The sequence below is a fragment of the Bacillus sp. AFS031507 genome, assembly GCF_002584635.1.
GTDB lineage: Bacteria > Bacillota > Bacilli > Bacillales > Cytobacillaceae > Neobacillus.
Window position 1 is genome coordinate 90379 of record NZ_NUOW01000007.1, and the last position, 15550, is coordinate 105928.

General features: G+C 44.2%; 13 protein-coding genes and 1 pseudogene. 13 read left to right on the forward strand and 1 reads right to left on the reverse strand.

The features are described from left to right. Nucleotides 1-63 precede the first annotated feature (63 nt). The 4 genes from icmF (at nt 64) to COE25_RS09025 (ending at nt 6257) form a co-directional block, all read left to right on the forward strand. Nucleotides 64-3309: a fused isobutyryl-CoA mutase/GTPase IcmF gene (gene icmF / locus COE25_RS09010; protein WP_098932369.1), complete on the forward strand. Its 3246-nt coding sequence runs from the start codon at nt 64-66 to the stop codon at nt 3307-3309. Between the two features lie 150 nt (nt 3310-3459). Then, on the forward strand, nt 3460-3666 hold the full coding sequence (locus tag COE25_RS09015; RefSeq protein WP_098932370.1) for a hypothetical protein: 207 nt from the start codon (nt 3460-3462) through the stop codon (nt 3664-3666). Between the two features lie 212 nt (nt 3667-3878). Beyond that, nucleotides 3879-4448, forward strand: coding sequence for a DNA-directed RNA polymerase subunit delta (rpoE, locus tag COE25_RS09020; RefSeq protein WP_088084764.1), 570 nt, complete (start codon nt 3879-3881; stop codon nt 4446-4448). Between the two features lie 213 nt (nt 4449-4661). Continuing rightward, nucleotides 4662-6257 carry a CTP synthase gene (locus COE25_RS09025; protein ID WP_088084763.1) on the forward strand — a complete coding sequence of 532 codons (1596 nt, stop codon included), beginning with the start codon at nt 4662-4664 and terminating at the stop codon, nt 6255-6257. Between the two features lie 374 nt (nt 6258-6631). Here the strand turns inward: COE25_RS09025 and COE25_RS09030 are convergent, their stop codons facing one another. Continuing rightward, nucleotides 6632-7144, reverse strand: a complete 513-nt coding sequence (locus COE25_RS09030; RefSeq protein ID WP_098932371.1) for a DUF2529 domain-containing protein — start codon at nt 7142-7144, stop codon at nt 6632-6634. Between the two features lie 170 nt (nt 7145-7314). Between COE25_RS09030 and COE25_RS09035 the strand changes: the two genes are divergently transcribed. From COE25_RS09035 to COE25_RS09075, 9 genes and pseudogenes are all read left to right on the forward strand, one after another. After that, a complete protein-coding gene (locus tag COE25_RS09035; protein WP_088090228.1) occupies nt 7315-7686 on the forward strand; it encodes a response regulator in 372 nt (123 codons plus the stop codon). 248 nt (nt 7687-7934) lie between these two features. Beyond that, nucleotides 7935-8792 (forward strand): class II fructose-bisphosphate aldolase, encoded by an 858-nt coding sequence (locus COE25_RS09040; RefSeq protein WP_098932372.1) that lies wholly within the window; start codon nt 7935-7937, stop codon nt 8790-8792. Nucleotides 8793-8881: 89 nt separating this feature from the next. Next, nucleotides 8882-9085: pseudogene (locus COE25_RS09045) on the forward strand (transaldolase family protein); the annotation flags it as partial. A gap of 183 nt (nt 9086-9268) precedes the next feature. Continuing rightward, nucleotides 9269-10555 carry a UDP-N-acetylglucosamine 1-carboxyvinyltransferase gene (locus COE25_RS09050; RefSeq protein ID WP_088090226.1) on the forward strand — a complete coding sequence of 429 codons (1287 nt, stop codon included), beginning with the start codon at nt 9269-9271 and terminating at the stop codon, nt 10553-10555. A gap of 247 nt (nt 10556-10802) precedes the next feature. After that, nucleotides 10803-11765 carry a class II fructose-bisphosphatase gene (gene glpX / locus COE25_RS09055; RefSeq protein WP_098932373.1) on the forward strand — a complete coding sequence of 321 codons (963 nt, stop codon included), beginning with the start codon at nt 10803-10805 and terminating at the stop codon, nt 11763-11765. Nucleotides 11766-12259: 494 nt separating this feature from the next. Then, entirely contained in the window at nt 12260-13525 is a 1266-nt protein-coding gene (rho, locus tag COE25_RS09060; protein WP_088090224.1) for a transcription termination factor Rho, read from the forward strand. 238 nt (nt 13526-13763) lie between these two features. Continuing rightward, nucleotides 13764-13979: a 50S ribosomal protein L31 gene (gene rpmE / locus COE25_RS09065; RefSeq protein WP_098932374.1), complete on the forward strand. Its 216-nt coding sequence runs from the start codon at nt 13764-13766 to the stop codon at nt 13977-13979. Between the two features lie 108 nt (nt 13980-14087). Next, nucleotides 14088-14687, forward strand: coding sequence for a thymidine kinase (locus COE25_RS09070; RefSeq protein WP_088090222.1), 600 nt, complete (start codon nt 14088-14090; stop codon nt 14685-14687). Between the two features lie 341 nt (nt 14688-15028). Then, on the forward strand, nt 15029-15541 hold the full coding sequence (locus COE25_RS09075) for a hypothetical protein (RefSeq protein ID WP_098932375.1): 513 nt from the start codon (nt 15029-15031) through the stop codon (nt 15539-15541). Nucleotides 15542-15550: the final 9 nt, after the last annotated feature.

The window sequence follows — 15550 nt, forward strand, 5'->3', positions numbered from 1 at the left end:
TCTGAATGGGCTAAAAGTAGATGCGTTTATTTTTAATAAAGATGGTCTAAAAGGAGGACTACGATGGGAATTTATCAGCCGAAGCATCATATTCGCTTTGTCACGGCTTCTAGTTTGTTTGACGGGCATGATGCTTCCATCAATATTATGAGGCGTATTCTTCAGGCAAGTGGGGCCGAGGTCATTCATCTTGGCCATAATCGCTCGGTTGAGGAGGTTGTGAACGCGGCGATTCAGGAGGATGTGCAGGGGATTGCGATTTCTTCGTATCAAGGCGGGCATGTTGAATACTTTAAATATATGTACGATTTACTGAAGGAAAAAGGGGCGCCGAACATCCGCATTTATGGCGGCGGCGGCGGTGTGATTATCCCGCGGGAAATAAATGAGCTTCATGAGTACGGGATTGCGTGGATTTTTTCACCGGAAGATGGCCGGAAGTTAGGGCTTCAAGGTATGATTGACCGGATGCTGGAGGAGTGCGATTTTGCGACGGTTCCGCTGGATGTGGCTGAACAAATGGAGAAGCTTCCGACGGGTGATGTGAATGCGGTGGCGAAGTTGATTACCTTGGCAGAACTTCATGTTGATAAACGGAACGAGGCGGCAGCAACGGTTGAGCAGGTGCTTGACCAAGTAAAGTCACTGGAGAAGCGGATTCCGGTCGTCGGAATCACGGGTACGGGCGGAGCCGGAAAAAGTTCGTTGACCGATGAATTGATCCGCCGCTTTATTAATGAATTGCCGGATAAAAAGGTGGCGATTCTATCGGTGGATCCAACCAAGCAAAAGACAGGCGGTGCGCTGTTAGGGGACCGGATCCGCATGAATGCAATTTTTTCGCCGAATGTATATATGCGCAGTCTGGCGACAAGGCATTCGAAAAGTGAATTATCACTGGCGATCAGCGATGCGGTTGCCGTCACGAAGGCTGCTGGCTTTGACCTTGTGATTGTCGAAACGAGCGGGATTGGCCAGGGGGATGCGGAAATCACGGAGATTTGCGATGTTTCCTTGTACGTGATGACGAGTGAATTTGGAGCGCCGTCCCAGCTTGAAAAGATTGATATGATTGATTTTGCTGACCTGATTGTCATTAATAAGTTTGAGCGCAAGGGATCGGAGGATGCAAGGCGCCAGGTTCAAAAGCAGTATCAGCGGAGCCATATGCTGTTTGAAAAAGACATCGATGATATGCCGGTTTATGGAACGATTGCGAGCCAGTTCAATGATCTGGGCACGAATGCATTGTTCGCGGCCTTGATTGAAAAAATTAATGACAAAATGGGCACCGGCTGGATGACTTCTTTTAGTAAAAATGCCCTTGTGGAGAAGCAAAATGTGATTATACCAACCGACCGTCGTTATTATTTACGTGAAATATCCGAAACGGTGCGCGGTTATCATAAGAAAGCTGAAGAACAGGCGAATATTGCCCGGAAGTTATTTCAGTTAGAAGGGGCGATCGAAGCGGTAAGCGATGCGGCGGTGATTGCTGCTTTAGAAGTGGTGAAGCAAGAAACCGAGGCGCGTCTGACACCAGAATCACGTAAAATTCTTGATTCGTGGGCACAGACAAAGGCGGCCTATTCTGGCGATAAGTTTGTGACGAGGATTCGTGATAAAGAGATTATCACGGTGTTAAAAACGAAAAGCCTTTCAGGGCTTGACATTCCGAAAGTGGTGCTGCCGAGGTATAAGGATTATGGTGAAATTCTCCGCTGGGTCTACCAGGAAAATGTGCCGGGTTCGTTCCCGTATACGGCGGGTGTATTCCCGTTCAAGCGTGAGGGGGAAGATCCGAAACGGCAGTTTGCGGGCGAAGGGACACCGGAGCGGACGAATCGCCGCTTCCATTATTTATCGAAGGATGATGAGGCGAAACGGTTAAGTACCGCGTTTGACTCCGTGACGCTTTACGGTGAAGACCCGGATTACCGCCCGGATATTTTCGGGAAAATCGGGGAAAGCGGCGTCAATGTATGTACGCTAGATGATATGAAAAAGCTATATGAAGGCTTTGACCTGTGCCATCCGTCGACATCGGTTTCGATGACGATTAATGGACCAGCACCGATCATTTTAGCGATGTTTATGAATACAGCGATCGATCAGCAGGTGCAGAGGAAGGAAGCGGAACTTGGCCGTGTGTTAACGGTTGAAGAGTTTGCGGAGGTACGGGCCTATACGTTACGGACGGTGCGCGGTACGGTGCAGGCCGATATTTTAAAAGAAGACCAAGGTCAAAATACATGTATTTTCTCAACCGAGTTTGCTCTAAGGATGATGGGTGATATTCAGCAATATTTCATCGAACATCTAGTCCGCAATTATTATTCAGTGTCGATTTCGGGCTATCATATTGCGGAAGCCGGTGCAAATCCGATTTCGCAGCTGGCTTTTACATTGTCAAATGGGTTTACGTATGTGGAATACTATTTAAGCCGCGGCATGAATATTGATGATTTTGCCCCGAACTTGTCGTTCTTTTTCTCGAATGGCTTGGATCCAGAATATACGGTGATTGGCCGTGTCGCACGACGAATTTGGGCAACTGTGATGCGCAATAAATACGGCGCCAACGAGCGCAGTCAAAAATTAAAGTATCATGTCCAGACGTCTGGCCGTTCGCTTCATGCCCAAGAAATTGATTTTAATGATATCCGGACGACACTGCAGGCGTTAATGGCCCTGCAGGATAACTGTAATTCGCTCCATACAAATGCATATGATGAGGCCATTACGACGCCAACGGAAGAATCAGTACGCCGGGCGATGGCGATTCAGATGATTATTACCAAAGAACATGGTTTAGCGAAAAATGAAAATCCGTTGCAAGGTTCGTTTATTGTTGAGGAGCTTACCGATCTGGTCGAGGAAGCGGTATTACAAGAGTTTGAGCGTTTGAATGACCGCGGAGGTGTGCTTGGTTCAATGGAAACACAGTATCAGCGCGGTAAAATTCAAGATGAATCAATGTATTATGAAATGAAAAAGCATACCGGCGAATTACCGATTATCGGCGTTAATACGTATTTGAATCCGAATCCTCCGTCAGCGGAAGATGTCAACAATATGGAATTAGCGCGTGCATCTTACGAAGAGAAGGAATTGCAGATCGTCAATTTACGGGCCTTCCAGGAAAGTCATGCAGATGCTTCAGTGGCAGCATTGAAGCGCTTAAAAGAGGCCGCCGTCAACAATGGCAATATTTTTGCCGAATTAATGGAAACCGTTAAAGTAGCCAGCCTCGGGCAAATCACGAGAGCCCTGTACGAAGTGGGCGGACAATATCGACGAAATATGTAGAGTACGGTGTCAGGCACCATGTGAATATTTCACATGGTGCCTGACACCAATTTTTGTAATAAAACTTATTTTATGAGATATTAATATCTGCGTTAATCTTATATAATCGATTTAGCGTACATACTCCGAGGGTTTTGGGCAGGTGAGCAAATGAAGGTAAGTCATATATTGGTGGTTTTAATTGTTTGTGCCTGGCCATTAAATTATCTCTATCAACGTCAGTTGGGCGCGGTTTCGTTCTTGCTGCTAGCAATCTTCTTTCTAGTGATATCTATTAAGGAGATGAAAAAGCAGAAGCAAGCCAAGAAAACTAAGAAAATTGATAGTGAAAAGGCCCATCCGCAAAAATTCAAATGAAACAACGACTAGCACTAGCATAAACCGGAAGAATTTGTTTATAATGAAGAATATGTATTTTTAAGAGAAAAGCGGAAGCGCCCATTTAGCGAAGTACACTAGTCGCTGGGAGCTGGAGCTGGACAATTCTCAAGTTTATATTAATTAACCTTATTGTTATGTCCGTTAATCACTCATTTAAGAGTGTTAAATAGAGAAAGGAAGTGCCCATATTGAGTTTAGCACAATACTCAAAAGAGGAATTAAAAGAGTTTTCCCTTATGGAAATGGCTTTTGAATTTTTGAAAAATAGTAAGGAACCGATTGCCTTTAATGATCTATTAAAAGAAATTAAGAAGGCATCTGGGATTACTGAGCAAGAAATTCAAACAAGACTAGCACAATTTTACACCGACATAAATGTAGATGGACGTTTCCTTTCATTAGGAAGTAACCGCTGGGGACTTCGCGTTTGGTATCCAGTCGATACTGCTGAGGAAGAAGTTGTCACTGTTGTGAAACCTAAGAAGAAAAAGGCGAAGAAGGTTGTCGACGAAGAAGATTTCGATGAAATCGATGAAGTGGATGAAATTGAAGATGATTTTGATGACTTTGATGATGAAGATGATCTACTTGATGATGAAGATGATCTTGATATCGACGAAGTAGATGAGTTTGACGAAGACGATGATGATGATGTGATCGAGGACGAGCTTGAGATTGACCTCGATGAAGAAGATGACCTCGATGATGATCTTGAGGAAGAAGAAGTGTTTGAAGAAGAGGAAGTAGAAGAAGACTAATCGACTTGACATTTTATTCGTGCCCTTGTAGAATCACTTTTGGGCTCCTTAAAAAAGGACGATACGTTATTTACTTATAATACGCTCCCTACTAAGAGTAGGAGAGCGTTTTTTATTGTTCCAAATTTTTTCGGGCGTAAGGAAAATATTTTTTTACAAAAACCCTTAAACAAACTGAATAATGTACAAACTGTATAAGAGGGGGAAATATTTATGACAAAATATATTTTTGTAACTGGTGGTGTGGTTTCATCACTAGGAAAAGGAATTACAGCAGCATCTTTAGGGCGCTTATTGAAAAATCGGGGCGTGAATGTGACCATTCAAAAATTCGACCCATACATTAACGTTGACCCTGGAACAATGAGTCCGTACCAGCACGGTGAAGTATTCGTTACCGGTGATGGCGCTGAAACAGATTTGGACTTAGGTCACTATGAGCGTTTTATCGACATCAACTTAAACAAGTACAGCAACGTAACAACCGGAAAAATTTATTCGACGGTTTTACGGAAAGAGCGCCGCGGTGATTATTTGGGTGCAACTGTACAGGTTATTCCGCATATCACCAATGAAATTAAGGAACGCTGCTTCCGCGCCGGTAAAGAAACGAATGCGGATGTAGTAATTACTGAGATTGGCGGAACGGTAGGCGATATTGAATCACTCCCATTCCTTGAGGCGATTCGCCAAATCAAGAGCGATATTGGCTCGGAAAATGTGATGTACATTCACTGTACGCTGATTCCGTATATTAAAGCAGCGGGTGAAATGAAAACCAAGCCGACCCAGCACAGCGTGAAAGAGCTGCGCAGCCTCGGAATTCAGCCAAACATTATTGTCGTGCGGACGGAAATGCCGGTTTCACAGGATATGAAGGATAAAATTGCGTTGTTCTGTGATATTGATGCGAAAGCTGTAATCGAATGTCGCGATGCCGATACGCTTTATTCGATTCCACTAGCGCTTCAAGATCAAAATATGGACCAAATCGTCTGCGATCATTTGAAATTAGTTACGAACGAAGCGGATATGACGGAGTGGAAAGCACTCGTTAACCGCGTCATCAACCTTTCGAATAAGACGCGCATTGGTCTTGTCGGAAAATATGTGGAGCTTCAGGATGCCTATATTTCTGTCGTGGAAGCGATGAAACATGCCGGTTATGCGTTTGATACCGAAGTTGAAATTAAATGGATTAATGCCGAAGAGGTTACACGTGAAAATGTAGCTGAGTTATTGAATGATGTCGACGGTGTCCTTGTTCCGGGCGGCTTTGGTGACCGCGGGATTGAAGGGAAAATTGAAGCGACGCGCTATGCTCGTGAAGTGAAGAAGCCATTCCTTGGTATTTGTTTAGGGATGCAGCTGGCAACGATTGAATTTGCCCGCAATGTGCTTGGACTTCAAGGTGCGCATTCTGCAGAATTTGATGCGGATACAGCTCATCCGATTATTGATTTGCTTCCAGAGCAGAAGGATGTTGAGGATTTAGGCGGCACGCTGCGTTTAGGTCTTTATCCTGCGCGTATTGTTGAGGGATCGAAGGCGTTTGAAGCGTATGAAGAAGAGGTTATTTATGAGCGCCACCGCCATCGTTATGAGTTTAACAATCATTATCGTCAAGACATGGAAGCTCGCGGCTTTGTGTTCTCTGGGACTAGCCCGGACGGCCGTTTAGTAGAGATTGTTGAACTGAAGGACCATCCTTGGTTTGTAGCGTCGCAATTCCATCCGGAATTCGTCTCTAGACCAACACGTCCGCAGCCCTTGTTCCGTGACTTTATTAAAGCAACGATTCAAAAATAAGTTTTGTGGTCAGGACCAGTTTAGTTGCTGGTCCTGTTTTTTTATCTTTGGGTTTTTATAAAAAGGGTATTTGTGTCAGATTATACAAAGGCGATTTTTATAAAATGGAAACTTATATATAGGGAATTTTTGTAAAATGGTATTAGCATTATTAGGGTAATTTCCATTTATTGTCTAATTATACAAAACTACTTCAAAATGGCACAAAACCCTTTGAAAATAGCACAAAAGCATGCCGAAAATGCACAAAACCACCTGGAATTGGCACAAAATCACCCCAAAATGGCACAAAAGCCAAAAGTCTATATTTTTGACCTCTTAACCCCCCGGGAAATAATCAAGGGCAATAAAAAAACAGGGTTATTCACCCCGTTTTACTCCTCATATTCCGCTAAAATCTCCTCAATGGTGAATTTCAAGCCGAAATAAACGAATAATGCTGCCATTGATGACGGATATCCATAGCGATTTCCAAAGTCATCGGGGAGGAGGCCTTTCGTCAGCCGCAAATCGATATGGAGATCGGCCAACTCTTGCAATTTTCCACCCTCCGGAACAGCCGTGGAAACAGCCACAAAAGGAATCGCCTTTTCCTGAAGTTGAGCGGCCACCTCCATGGCGTCTTCATCACTTGCATACCGCGAGAAAAGCAGCACCCGATCAGAGTCAGTTAGCTCCCCAAAACTCTCGAGTGACAACACATTTGCGTCCTTTAATGGTTCGGCACCCTCTAAAGCTTCAAACTCAACCGCCTTCATTTCCTTCGTGGCAAAAATATATATCGGCCCTTGCGCAAGCAAGCGGGCGCCATCTTCAAAGGAATATTCCTCTTTTTCCTCAATCCGCTTCAATAGACCGGTTAATTGAGTAGTAAACATTTTTAACATAAAAACCCTCCTATTCACCCTCTTATTATAAGCATTTTTTCGCCACTGCAAAAATAAAAGAAAAATATCAAAATTTCTGCAGGAGAATTTATCTTTCAGCGAGAAATATAACAAGTGAGAGATAGAGGGATAATAAAAAAGCAATTTAAAAATAAGGAAGAGGTGGAGTTATGAAAGACAAAATTTTAATCGTTGATGATCAGTTTGGCATTCGAATCTTACTAAACGAAGTGTTTCAAAAAGAAGGGTATCAGACCTTTCAGGCTGCCAATGGCATTCAGGCTCTTGAAATTGTAACAAAGCATGACCCCGACCTTGTCCTATTGGATATGAAAATTCCTGGAATGGACGGTATCGAGATTTTAAAAAGAATGAAAGTAATCGATCCGGAAATCCGCGTCATTATCATGACAGCTTATGGCGAGCTGGATATGATTCAAGAAGCGAAGGACCTTGGAGCGATCACACATTTTGCCAAGCCGTTTGACATTGATGATATTCGTGCAGCCGTTCGAAAACACATCCCTCAAAAGATGAATTAACGTCATTTTTTTATAAAAAACATAAGAACTGTGGGAATAGTTAAATGGACGCGCTTTCATTATGACAGTTTATAAAACTCTGACTTTTTAATGGCATTTCGAACCTTGGTTTGATATGATACATATGAACTTTTTACTGGTTGGTTATCTTTTTCAAGTAATACATAATCCGTAAAATTGAGGGAAAACCTTAATACGGAAGGCCCATTTTTGAAAAAGATAGTGACCTAAACTAAGGAGGAAGAGAAATGCCATTAGTTTCAATGAAAGAAATGCTCATCAAAGCAAAAGCAGAAGGCTATGCGGTTGGGCAATTTAACTTAAATAACCTAGAATTTACACAAGCCATTCTTCAAGCTGCACAAGCTGAAAATTCACCAGTTATCCTTGGGGTATCTGAAGGTGCTGCCCGTTATATGTCTGGCTTCAAAACCGTTGTAAAAATGGTTGAAGGCTTAATGGAAGACTTGAAAGTGACAGTACCAGTGGCCATTCACCTTGACCACGGTTCAAGCTTTGAAAAATGTAAAGAAGCGATTGATGCAGGCTTCACATCTGTTATGATCGATGCTTCTCACCACCCATTTGAAGAAAATATCGAAATTACTTCTAAAGTAGTTGACTATGCTCATTCAAAAGGTGTTTCTGTTGAAGCGGAATTAGGAACTGTTGGCGGCCAAGAAGACGATGTTATCGCTGAAGGCGTCATTTACGCAGATCCAAAAGAATGTGAAGAACTTGTAAAACGCACAGGTATCGACTGCCTTGCACCTGCATTAGGTTCTGTTCACGGTCCTTACAAAGGCGAACCAAACCTTGGTTTTGCTGAAATGGAAGAAATCGGCAAGATTACTGGTCTTCCATTAGTCCTTCACGGCGGAACTGGTATCCCATTAAAGGATATCCAAAAATCTGTTTCACTTGGAACAGCAAAAATCAATGTGAATACAGAAAATCAAATCGCATCTGCAAAAGCTGTTCGTGAAACATTAGCAGTAAAAACAGAAGAATACGATCCACGTAAATATTTAGGACCAGCTCGTGATGCCATCAAAGCAACTGTTATTGGCAAAATTCGCGAATTCGGTTCTTCAGGCAGAGCGTAAGACAATTCTGAAAAACGGGAACAATGTCGTTTTTATATTTGTTCCAAATATGATAAAATGAAAACCGTCCTTACCAAAGGGCGGTTTCAGTTTGTGAAAGAAAACTGAAAATTGAATCAGAAATCATAGCAGCCTCCATTCGTAATCCAGTTCACGTGACAAAAGCCGCATTAAGAGGCGCTCATATTGCAACCATTCCATACAAAGTATTAATGGGATTATTCCATCATCCATTAACAGATAAGGGCATTGAAGGCTTCCTAACAGACTGGAAAGCTCGTACAGAGGCATAAATTTCCAGTTTTATGAAAAAATTTTTCATTACCATACATGAAAATAGAATTTTGGTGTAAACTAAAAGATAGACAAACTGTCGGATTTTGACTTTTCGTGATGGAAAAATATACCTAGAGCCTCATTCAGTAATAAGCGGATGCGTACCGATTGACTTACAAGGGCTTAGAAGGGAGTCGAAAATGGAAAAACTTAAAATTGCGGGCGGATATCCGTTAAAGGGAACTGTACGGATCAGCGGGGCAAAAAACAGTGCCGTCGCGTTAATTCCTGCAACAATTTTAGCGGAATCACCAGTGACAATTGAGGGATTGCCGGACATTTCAGATGTTGAAATCTTGAAGGACCTCCTTGAAGAAATCGGCGGAAACGTTCAGCTTTCTGATAACGATATGACGGTCGACCCATCTACCATGATTTCCATGCCCCTGCCAAACGGGAAAGTAAAAAAGCTCCGTGCTTCTTATTACTTAATGGGTGCGATGCTCGGCCGATTTAAAAAAGCGGTAATTGGCTTACCTGGCGGCTGCCATTTAGGACCAAGACCGATTGATCAGCATATTAAAGGTTTCGAAGCACTTGGGGCCCAAATCACCAATGAACAAGGGGCGATTTATTTACGGGCGGACGAGCTTCGCGGCGCACGGATTTATCTTGACGTCGTCAGTGTGGGAGCAACGATTAATATCATGTTGGCGGCTGTTCGGGCCAAAGGCCGAACGGTGATTGAGAATGCGGCGAAAGAACCGGAAATCATTGATGTGGCGACGCTGCTAACAAGTATGGGTGCGAAAATTAAAGGCGCAGGAACGGACGTGATCCGTATCGATGGTGTGGAATCACTCCATGGCTGCCGCCACACCATTATTCCTGACCGAATTGAAGCAGGCACGTATATGATTTTAGGCGCAGCGGTGGGCGAAGGAGTGTTAATCGATAACGTCATCCCGCAGCATTTAGAATCATTAATTGCTAAACTGCGCGAAATGGGTGTTCGTGTCGAATCCGGCGATGATCAAGTGTTTGTTGACGGGTCAACAAAATTAAAGGCTGTCGACATTAAAACGCTTGTTTATCCTGGGTTTCCGACCGATTTACAGCAACCGTTTACAACGCTTCTGACAAAGGCTGCCGGCTCAAGTGTTGTGACAGACACGATTTATGGTGCCCGCTTTAAGCATATCGATGAACTAAGAAGAATGAACGCCAATATCAAGGTGGAAGGACGCTCAGCCATTATTAATGGCCCGATTCACCTTCAAGGTGCCAAAGTGAAGGCAAGCGACCTCAGGGCAGGAGCCGCACTTGTCATTGCCGGATTGATTGCCGAAGGAATTACTGAAGTAACCGGTCTTGAACATATCGACCGCGGCTATAGTGACCTTGTCGGAAAATTAAACGGACTCGGTGCAACCATTTGGCGGGAAGCGTTGACAAAAGAAGAAGTAGAACAGATGAAGAACACATAGAAAAGCGGAAGCGACCGGTTTAGCGGCGTATGGCCTGGAGCGCTTTGACTGAGATAAAGGAAACACGGAGAGCGCAAGCGTTCCGATGTTGACTTATCGTAGGGAAAAGCGCGAAGGACACTAGCCGCTGGGCGCTGGAGCTAGACAATAGAAAAGCGGAAGCGCCCGGTTTAGCCGCTGAGCGCTGTAGCCTAGACAGAAAGCAAAGTTCAGGAGATAAACATAAGACATAGGGAGATGGAGACCGATGGAAAGAAGTTTAACGATGGAGCTTGTCCGTGTCACAGAAGCAGCAGCAATAGCTTCAGCCCGTTGGATGGGCCGTGGGAAAAAAGATGAGGCCGATGGTGCAGCTACTTCTGCCATGCGCGATGTGTTTGACACCGTGCCAATGAAGGGTACAGTTGTCATTGGTGAAGGGGAAATGGATGAAGCACCAATGCTTTATATTGGTGAAAAACTTGGGACAGGCTACGGACCACGCGTCGATGTTGCCGTTGACCCGCTCGAAGGGACCAATATTTTAGCATCAGGCGGCTGGAATGCTTTAGCGGTTCTTGCGATTGCCGACCATGGCAACCTTCTTCATGCTCCTGATATGTACATGGAAAAAATCGCGGTTGGGCCCGAAGCAGTCGGACATATTGATATTAATGCGTCTGTTCTGGACAACTTAAAGGCCGTTGCCAAAGCGAAAAATAAAGATATCGAGGATGTCGTGGCGACTGTCTTAAATCGTGAGCGACATGAACATATCATTGCTCAGCTTCGTGAAGCAGGGGCAAGAATCAAGTTAATTAATGATGGTGACGTGGCAGGTGCCATTAATACGGCATTCGACAATACCGGTGTGGATATTCTCTTTGGTTCTGGCGGTGCTCCTGAAGGCGTTCTGTCTGCTGTTGCCTTAAAATGTCTTGGCGGCGAAATCATCGGTAAACTATTGCCGCAAAATGATGCGGAGCTTGAGCGCTGCATCAAAATGGGACTTGATGTCAATCGCGTCCTGCGGATGGAGGACCTTGTCAAAGGCGATGACGCCATTTTTGCTGCGACAGGGATTACCGACGGAGAATTGCTGCGCGGTGTTCAATTCAAAGGATCCTACGGTTCGACCCACTCAATCGTTATGCGTGCCAAATCAGGCACCGTCCGCTTTGTCGAAGGTCGTCATAGTTTAAAGAAAAAACCTAATTTAGTGATTAAATAGGCGATGCCGCAAGGAGGGTGCCTGACACCAGTGCGTGTCAGGCACCCTTCATGGCATCACCTCTCCTAAATTAAAAAACTCCTATTACACTCGATTAGGAATTTTCAACGAACTCCTTCAAAGAAAAAATTCCCAATGAATGAAAATAGAAAATTTAGTTGATTAATTTTTTGCATAGAGGGTAAAATAGTAATTGTTTTATGCATTTTTCTGCAATTCTATTCATTTCTTACTACTTCTATTTCAATTCCTCAACTCTCTTAATTATTATCTGATTGAAAGAAATGGCTGTGTTAGAGGTCATTGTTGATTTATAGCCTACGTTGATTGGAGCGGAAGGTGCGAAGACTCCTGCGCGAGGACGGGTCAGAGGAGACCCCACAGGCGCTTTGCGCCGAGGAGGCTTCCCAAACCGCCCGCGCGGCGCTGCGCACCTGGAGCGGAAATCAACGACCAAGTTTAAAGAGCCAAAAAAATAAAAGTGTGGTGCACAAATGGACTTAACAATTTCAAGTTTAGAAAATATGAAGCTGAAGGAGCTTTATGAGCTTGCTCGCGAATATAAAGTGACTTATTACAGCAAATTAACAAAAAAAGAATTAATTTTTGCCATCCTGAAATCTCGTGCGGAGCAGCAGGGGTACTTTTTTATGGAAGGCGTCTTGGAAATCATCCAATCAGAAGGATTTGGATTCTTACGACCAATTAACTACTCGCCAAGCTCAGAAGATATCTATATTTCTGCTTCGCAAATCCGCCGCTTCGACCTTCGTAATGGGGATAAAGTTTCCGGTAAGGTACGACCTCCAAAGGAAAATGAGCGTTATTATGGACTATTGCACGTAGAGGCTGTCAACGGGGAAGATCCGGAATCAGCGAAAGAACGGGTGTACTTCCCAGGCCTCACACCATTATATCCAAACAGACAGATGAAATTAGAAACGACTCAAAAACATCTATCGACAAGAATTATGGATGTTGTCGCACCGGTTGGTTTTGGGCAGCGTGGCTTAATCGTCGCTCCGCCAAAAGCGGGTAAAACAATGCTGTTAAAAGAAATTGCGAACAGCATTACAACGAACCATCCGGAAGTGGAATTAATCATGCTGTTAATCGATGAACGTCCGGAAGAAGTGACCGACATCGAGCGTTCGGTTGCCGGTGACGTCGTCAGTTCGACGTTTGACGAAGTACCTGAAAATCATATTAAAGTAGCGGAGCTGGTGCTTGACCGCGCGATGCGTTTAGTCGAGCACAAACGCGATGTTGTAATCCTGATGGATAGTATTACGCGTCTTGCTCGTGCATACAACCTTGTAATTCCTCCAAGCGGAAGGACGCTTTCTGGTGGTATTGACCCAGCAGCCTTCCACCGTCCGAAGCGTTTCTTCGGGGCAGCCCGTAATATCGAAGAGGGCGGCAGTTTGACGATTCTTGCGACGGCTTTGGTCGATACAGGCTCACGGATGGATGACGTGATTTATGAGGAATTTAAAGGGACAGGTAATATGGAACTGCATCTTGACCGTCAGTTGGCTGAACGTCGTATTTTCCCTGCGCTTGATATCCGTCGTTCGGGAACGCGTAAGGAAGAGCTCTTGATTCCGAAGGATCATTTGGATAAATTATGGGCGATCAGAAAATCGATGTCAGATTCACCAGATTTTGCGGAACGCTTCTTGAAAAAATTGAGACAAACTAAGTCGAATGAAGAGTTCTTCGCACAACTAGGGGAAGAGCTGAAATCTAGACGTTCGTAGTCGATGCGGTGAAGTGGTCAAATTAAGGCGGTCCTTGTCCATTAGGTATCGGACAACCCTGGTAAAGGGGGCATGATGGGTTCCTTTTAAAAAAAGAAACCAATAAATCCCAACTTGCCAAAGATGGCTTTGCTTGTTATAATGGGTGCAGTGTGTTTTTAGTATTTCAGTGCTTGTTTTTACAGGTGCTTTATATAACTCTGTTTCGAAAGATTCAGGGCGGAAGGAGATGAAAAGAATGAAAGCAGGAATTCATCCAAATTATAAAACAGTAACGGTGACTTGTGCATGCGGAAACACTTTTGAAACTGGTTCAGTGAAGAAAGAAATTCGCGTTGAAACTTGTTCAGAATGTCATCCATTCTATACTGGTCGTCAAAAATTCGCTGAAGCTGGCGGACGTGTTGACCGTTTCAACAAGAAATACGGCATCAAGAGCCAACAGCAACAATAATTGTAAAAAGTACAGGCAAGCAGCAATTTACTTGCCTGTTTTTTATTTAAATAAAATTCAAATAATTGATAGATATTTAAGGATTTGCTTGGAAGGAGACGCCGTTTTATGTATTTAATGAAGCAAAGCGGATGGGTTGAGGTTATCTGTGGCAGTATGTTTTCTGGGAAATCGGAGGAATTGATTCGCCGCGTTAGACGTGCTCAGTTCGCCAAACAAAAGATAGCTGTTTTTAAGCCGAAAATTGATAATCGCTATCACGATCAATCTGTCGTTTCTCATAATGGATCTTCTTTTGACGCGAAGCCAATTACTCATTCGATTGAGATTCTTCACCATGTGGAAGCGGATATGGATATTATCGCCATTGATGAGGTTCAGTTTTTTGATGAGGGGATTCTCAGGGTTGTGCAACAGCTGGCTGATAGCGGTCATCGGGTGGTTTGTGCGGGTCTTGATATGGATTTCCGCGGTGAGCCGTTTGGGCAGATGCCTGCGTTGATGGCGATTGCTGAATCGGTGACGAAGCTGCAGGCGGTCTGTTCTGTTTGTGGTTCGCCTTCAAGCCGGACGCAGCGTCTAATTGATGGACGTCCAGCCTCTTACCATGACCCAGTCATATTAGTGGGTGCCTCCGAAGCGTACGAGCCCCGCTGCCGTCATCATCACGAAGTCCCAAAAACGGCGTCCTATACCGTTCATGCATAGAGCAAGAAGTTACAAATGAATGTCAGGGTTGGTTGAGTTTACATAATTAGTGCCTGACACCATTGGAAAAACTGTCTGAGAAGGGATTCTCAGGCAGTTTTTTTTGTTTATTAGGGGGGAATTTGCAGTTTGGCGGAATATTTGGGTAGTTTGGCGGAATAAACTTCGAGTTCGGCGGAATTCTGGGTAGTTTGGCGGAATAACTTTGGAAGTTGGCGGAATCCTACCCAGTTTTGGCGGATTCCCTTGTGGGACCGCCAAATTCCTCCTCCCGGACTTGGAAAGAATTCACTCGACCTGTTGCTGCCGTGACCGGGCATGATAGTAATGGGAGGTGTAAGATGCAAAAATTTATGTTGTTTCTCTCATTAAGTATGTTGTTTTTAGTAAGCGGCTGTAACGGGAATCAGGGTGGGAATCATGGGAATGAAGAAGCTTATGACCTACGGAGTGACCAATCCGCACCCAATTATATGTCCAATCGTGGCAATGACCGCAACACGCCGACGAATATGTCGGATCGGGGCAAGAATAAGCAGCATATGGTCGAAGATGATATCACCAATCAAAATCCGAACTTCCTTGACCTGAAGAGGACAGGAAGCGGCAGCGAAGCTGGTGCGAATAATCAAGGCAACGATATCGAAAAGGCTAAGCAAGTCATCGCGGATTCCAATGAGTTTACGGCCGATTCCATCTGGATCAACGGCGACCGGATGTGGGTATCTGTTTATAAAAAAGGAATGCAGTCTGAGCGGGGAAAAATTAATGCCGAAGCACGACTCCATCGGAAACTAATCCAGGCCTTGCCGCGGTATAAAATTGAAGTACGTGTCAAAGAAGATCGAAGGTAGCATGCTCTG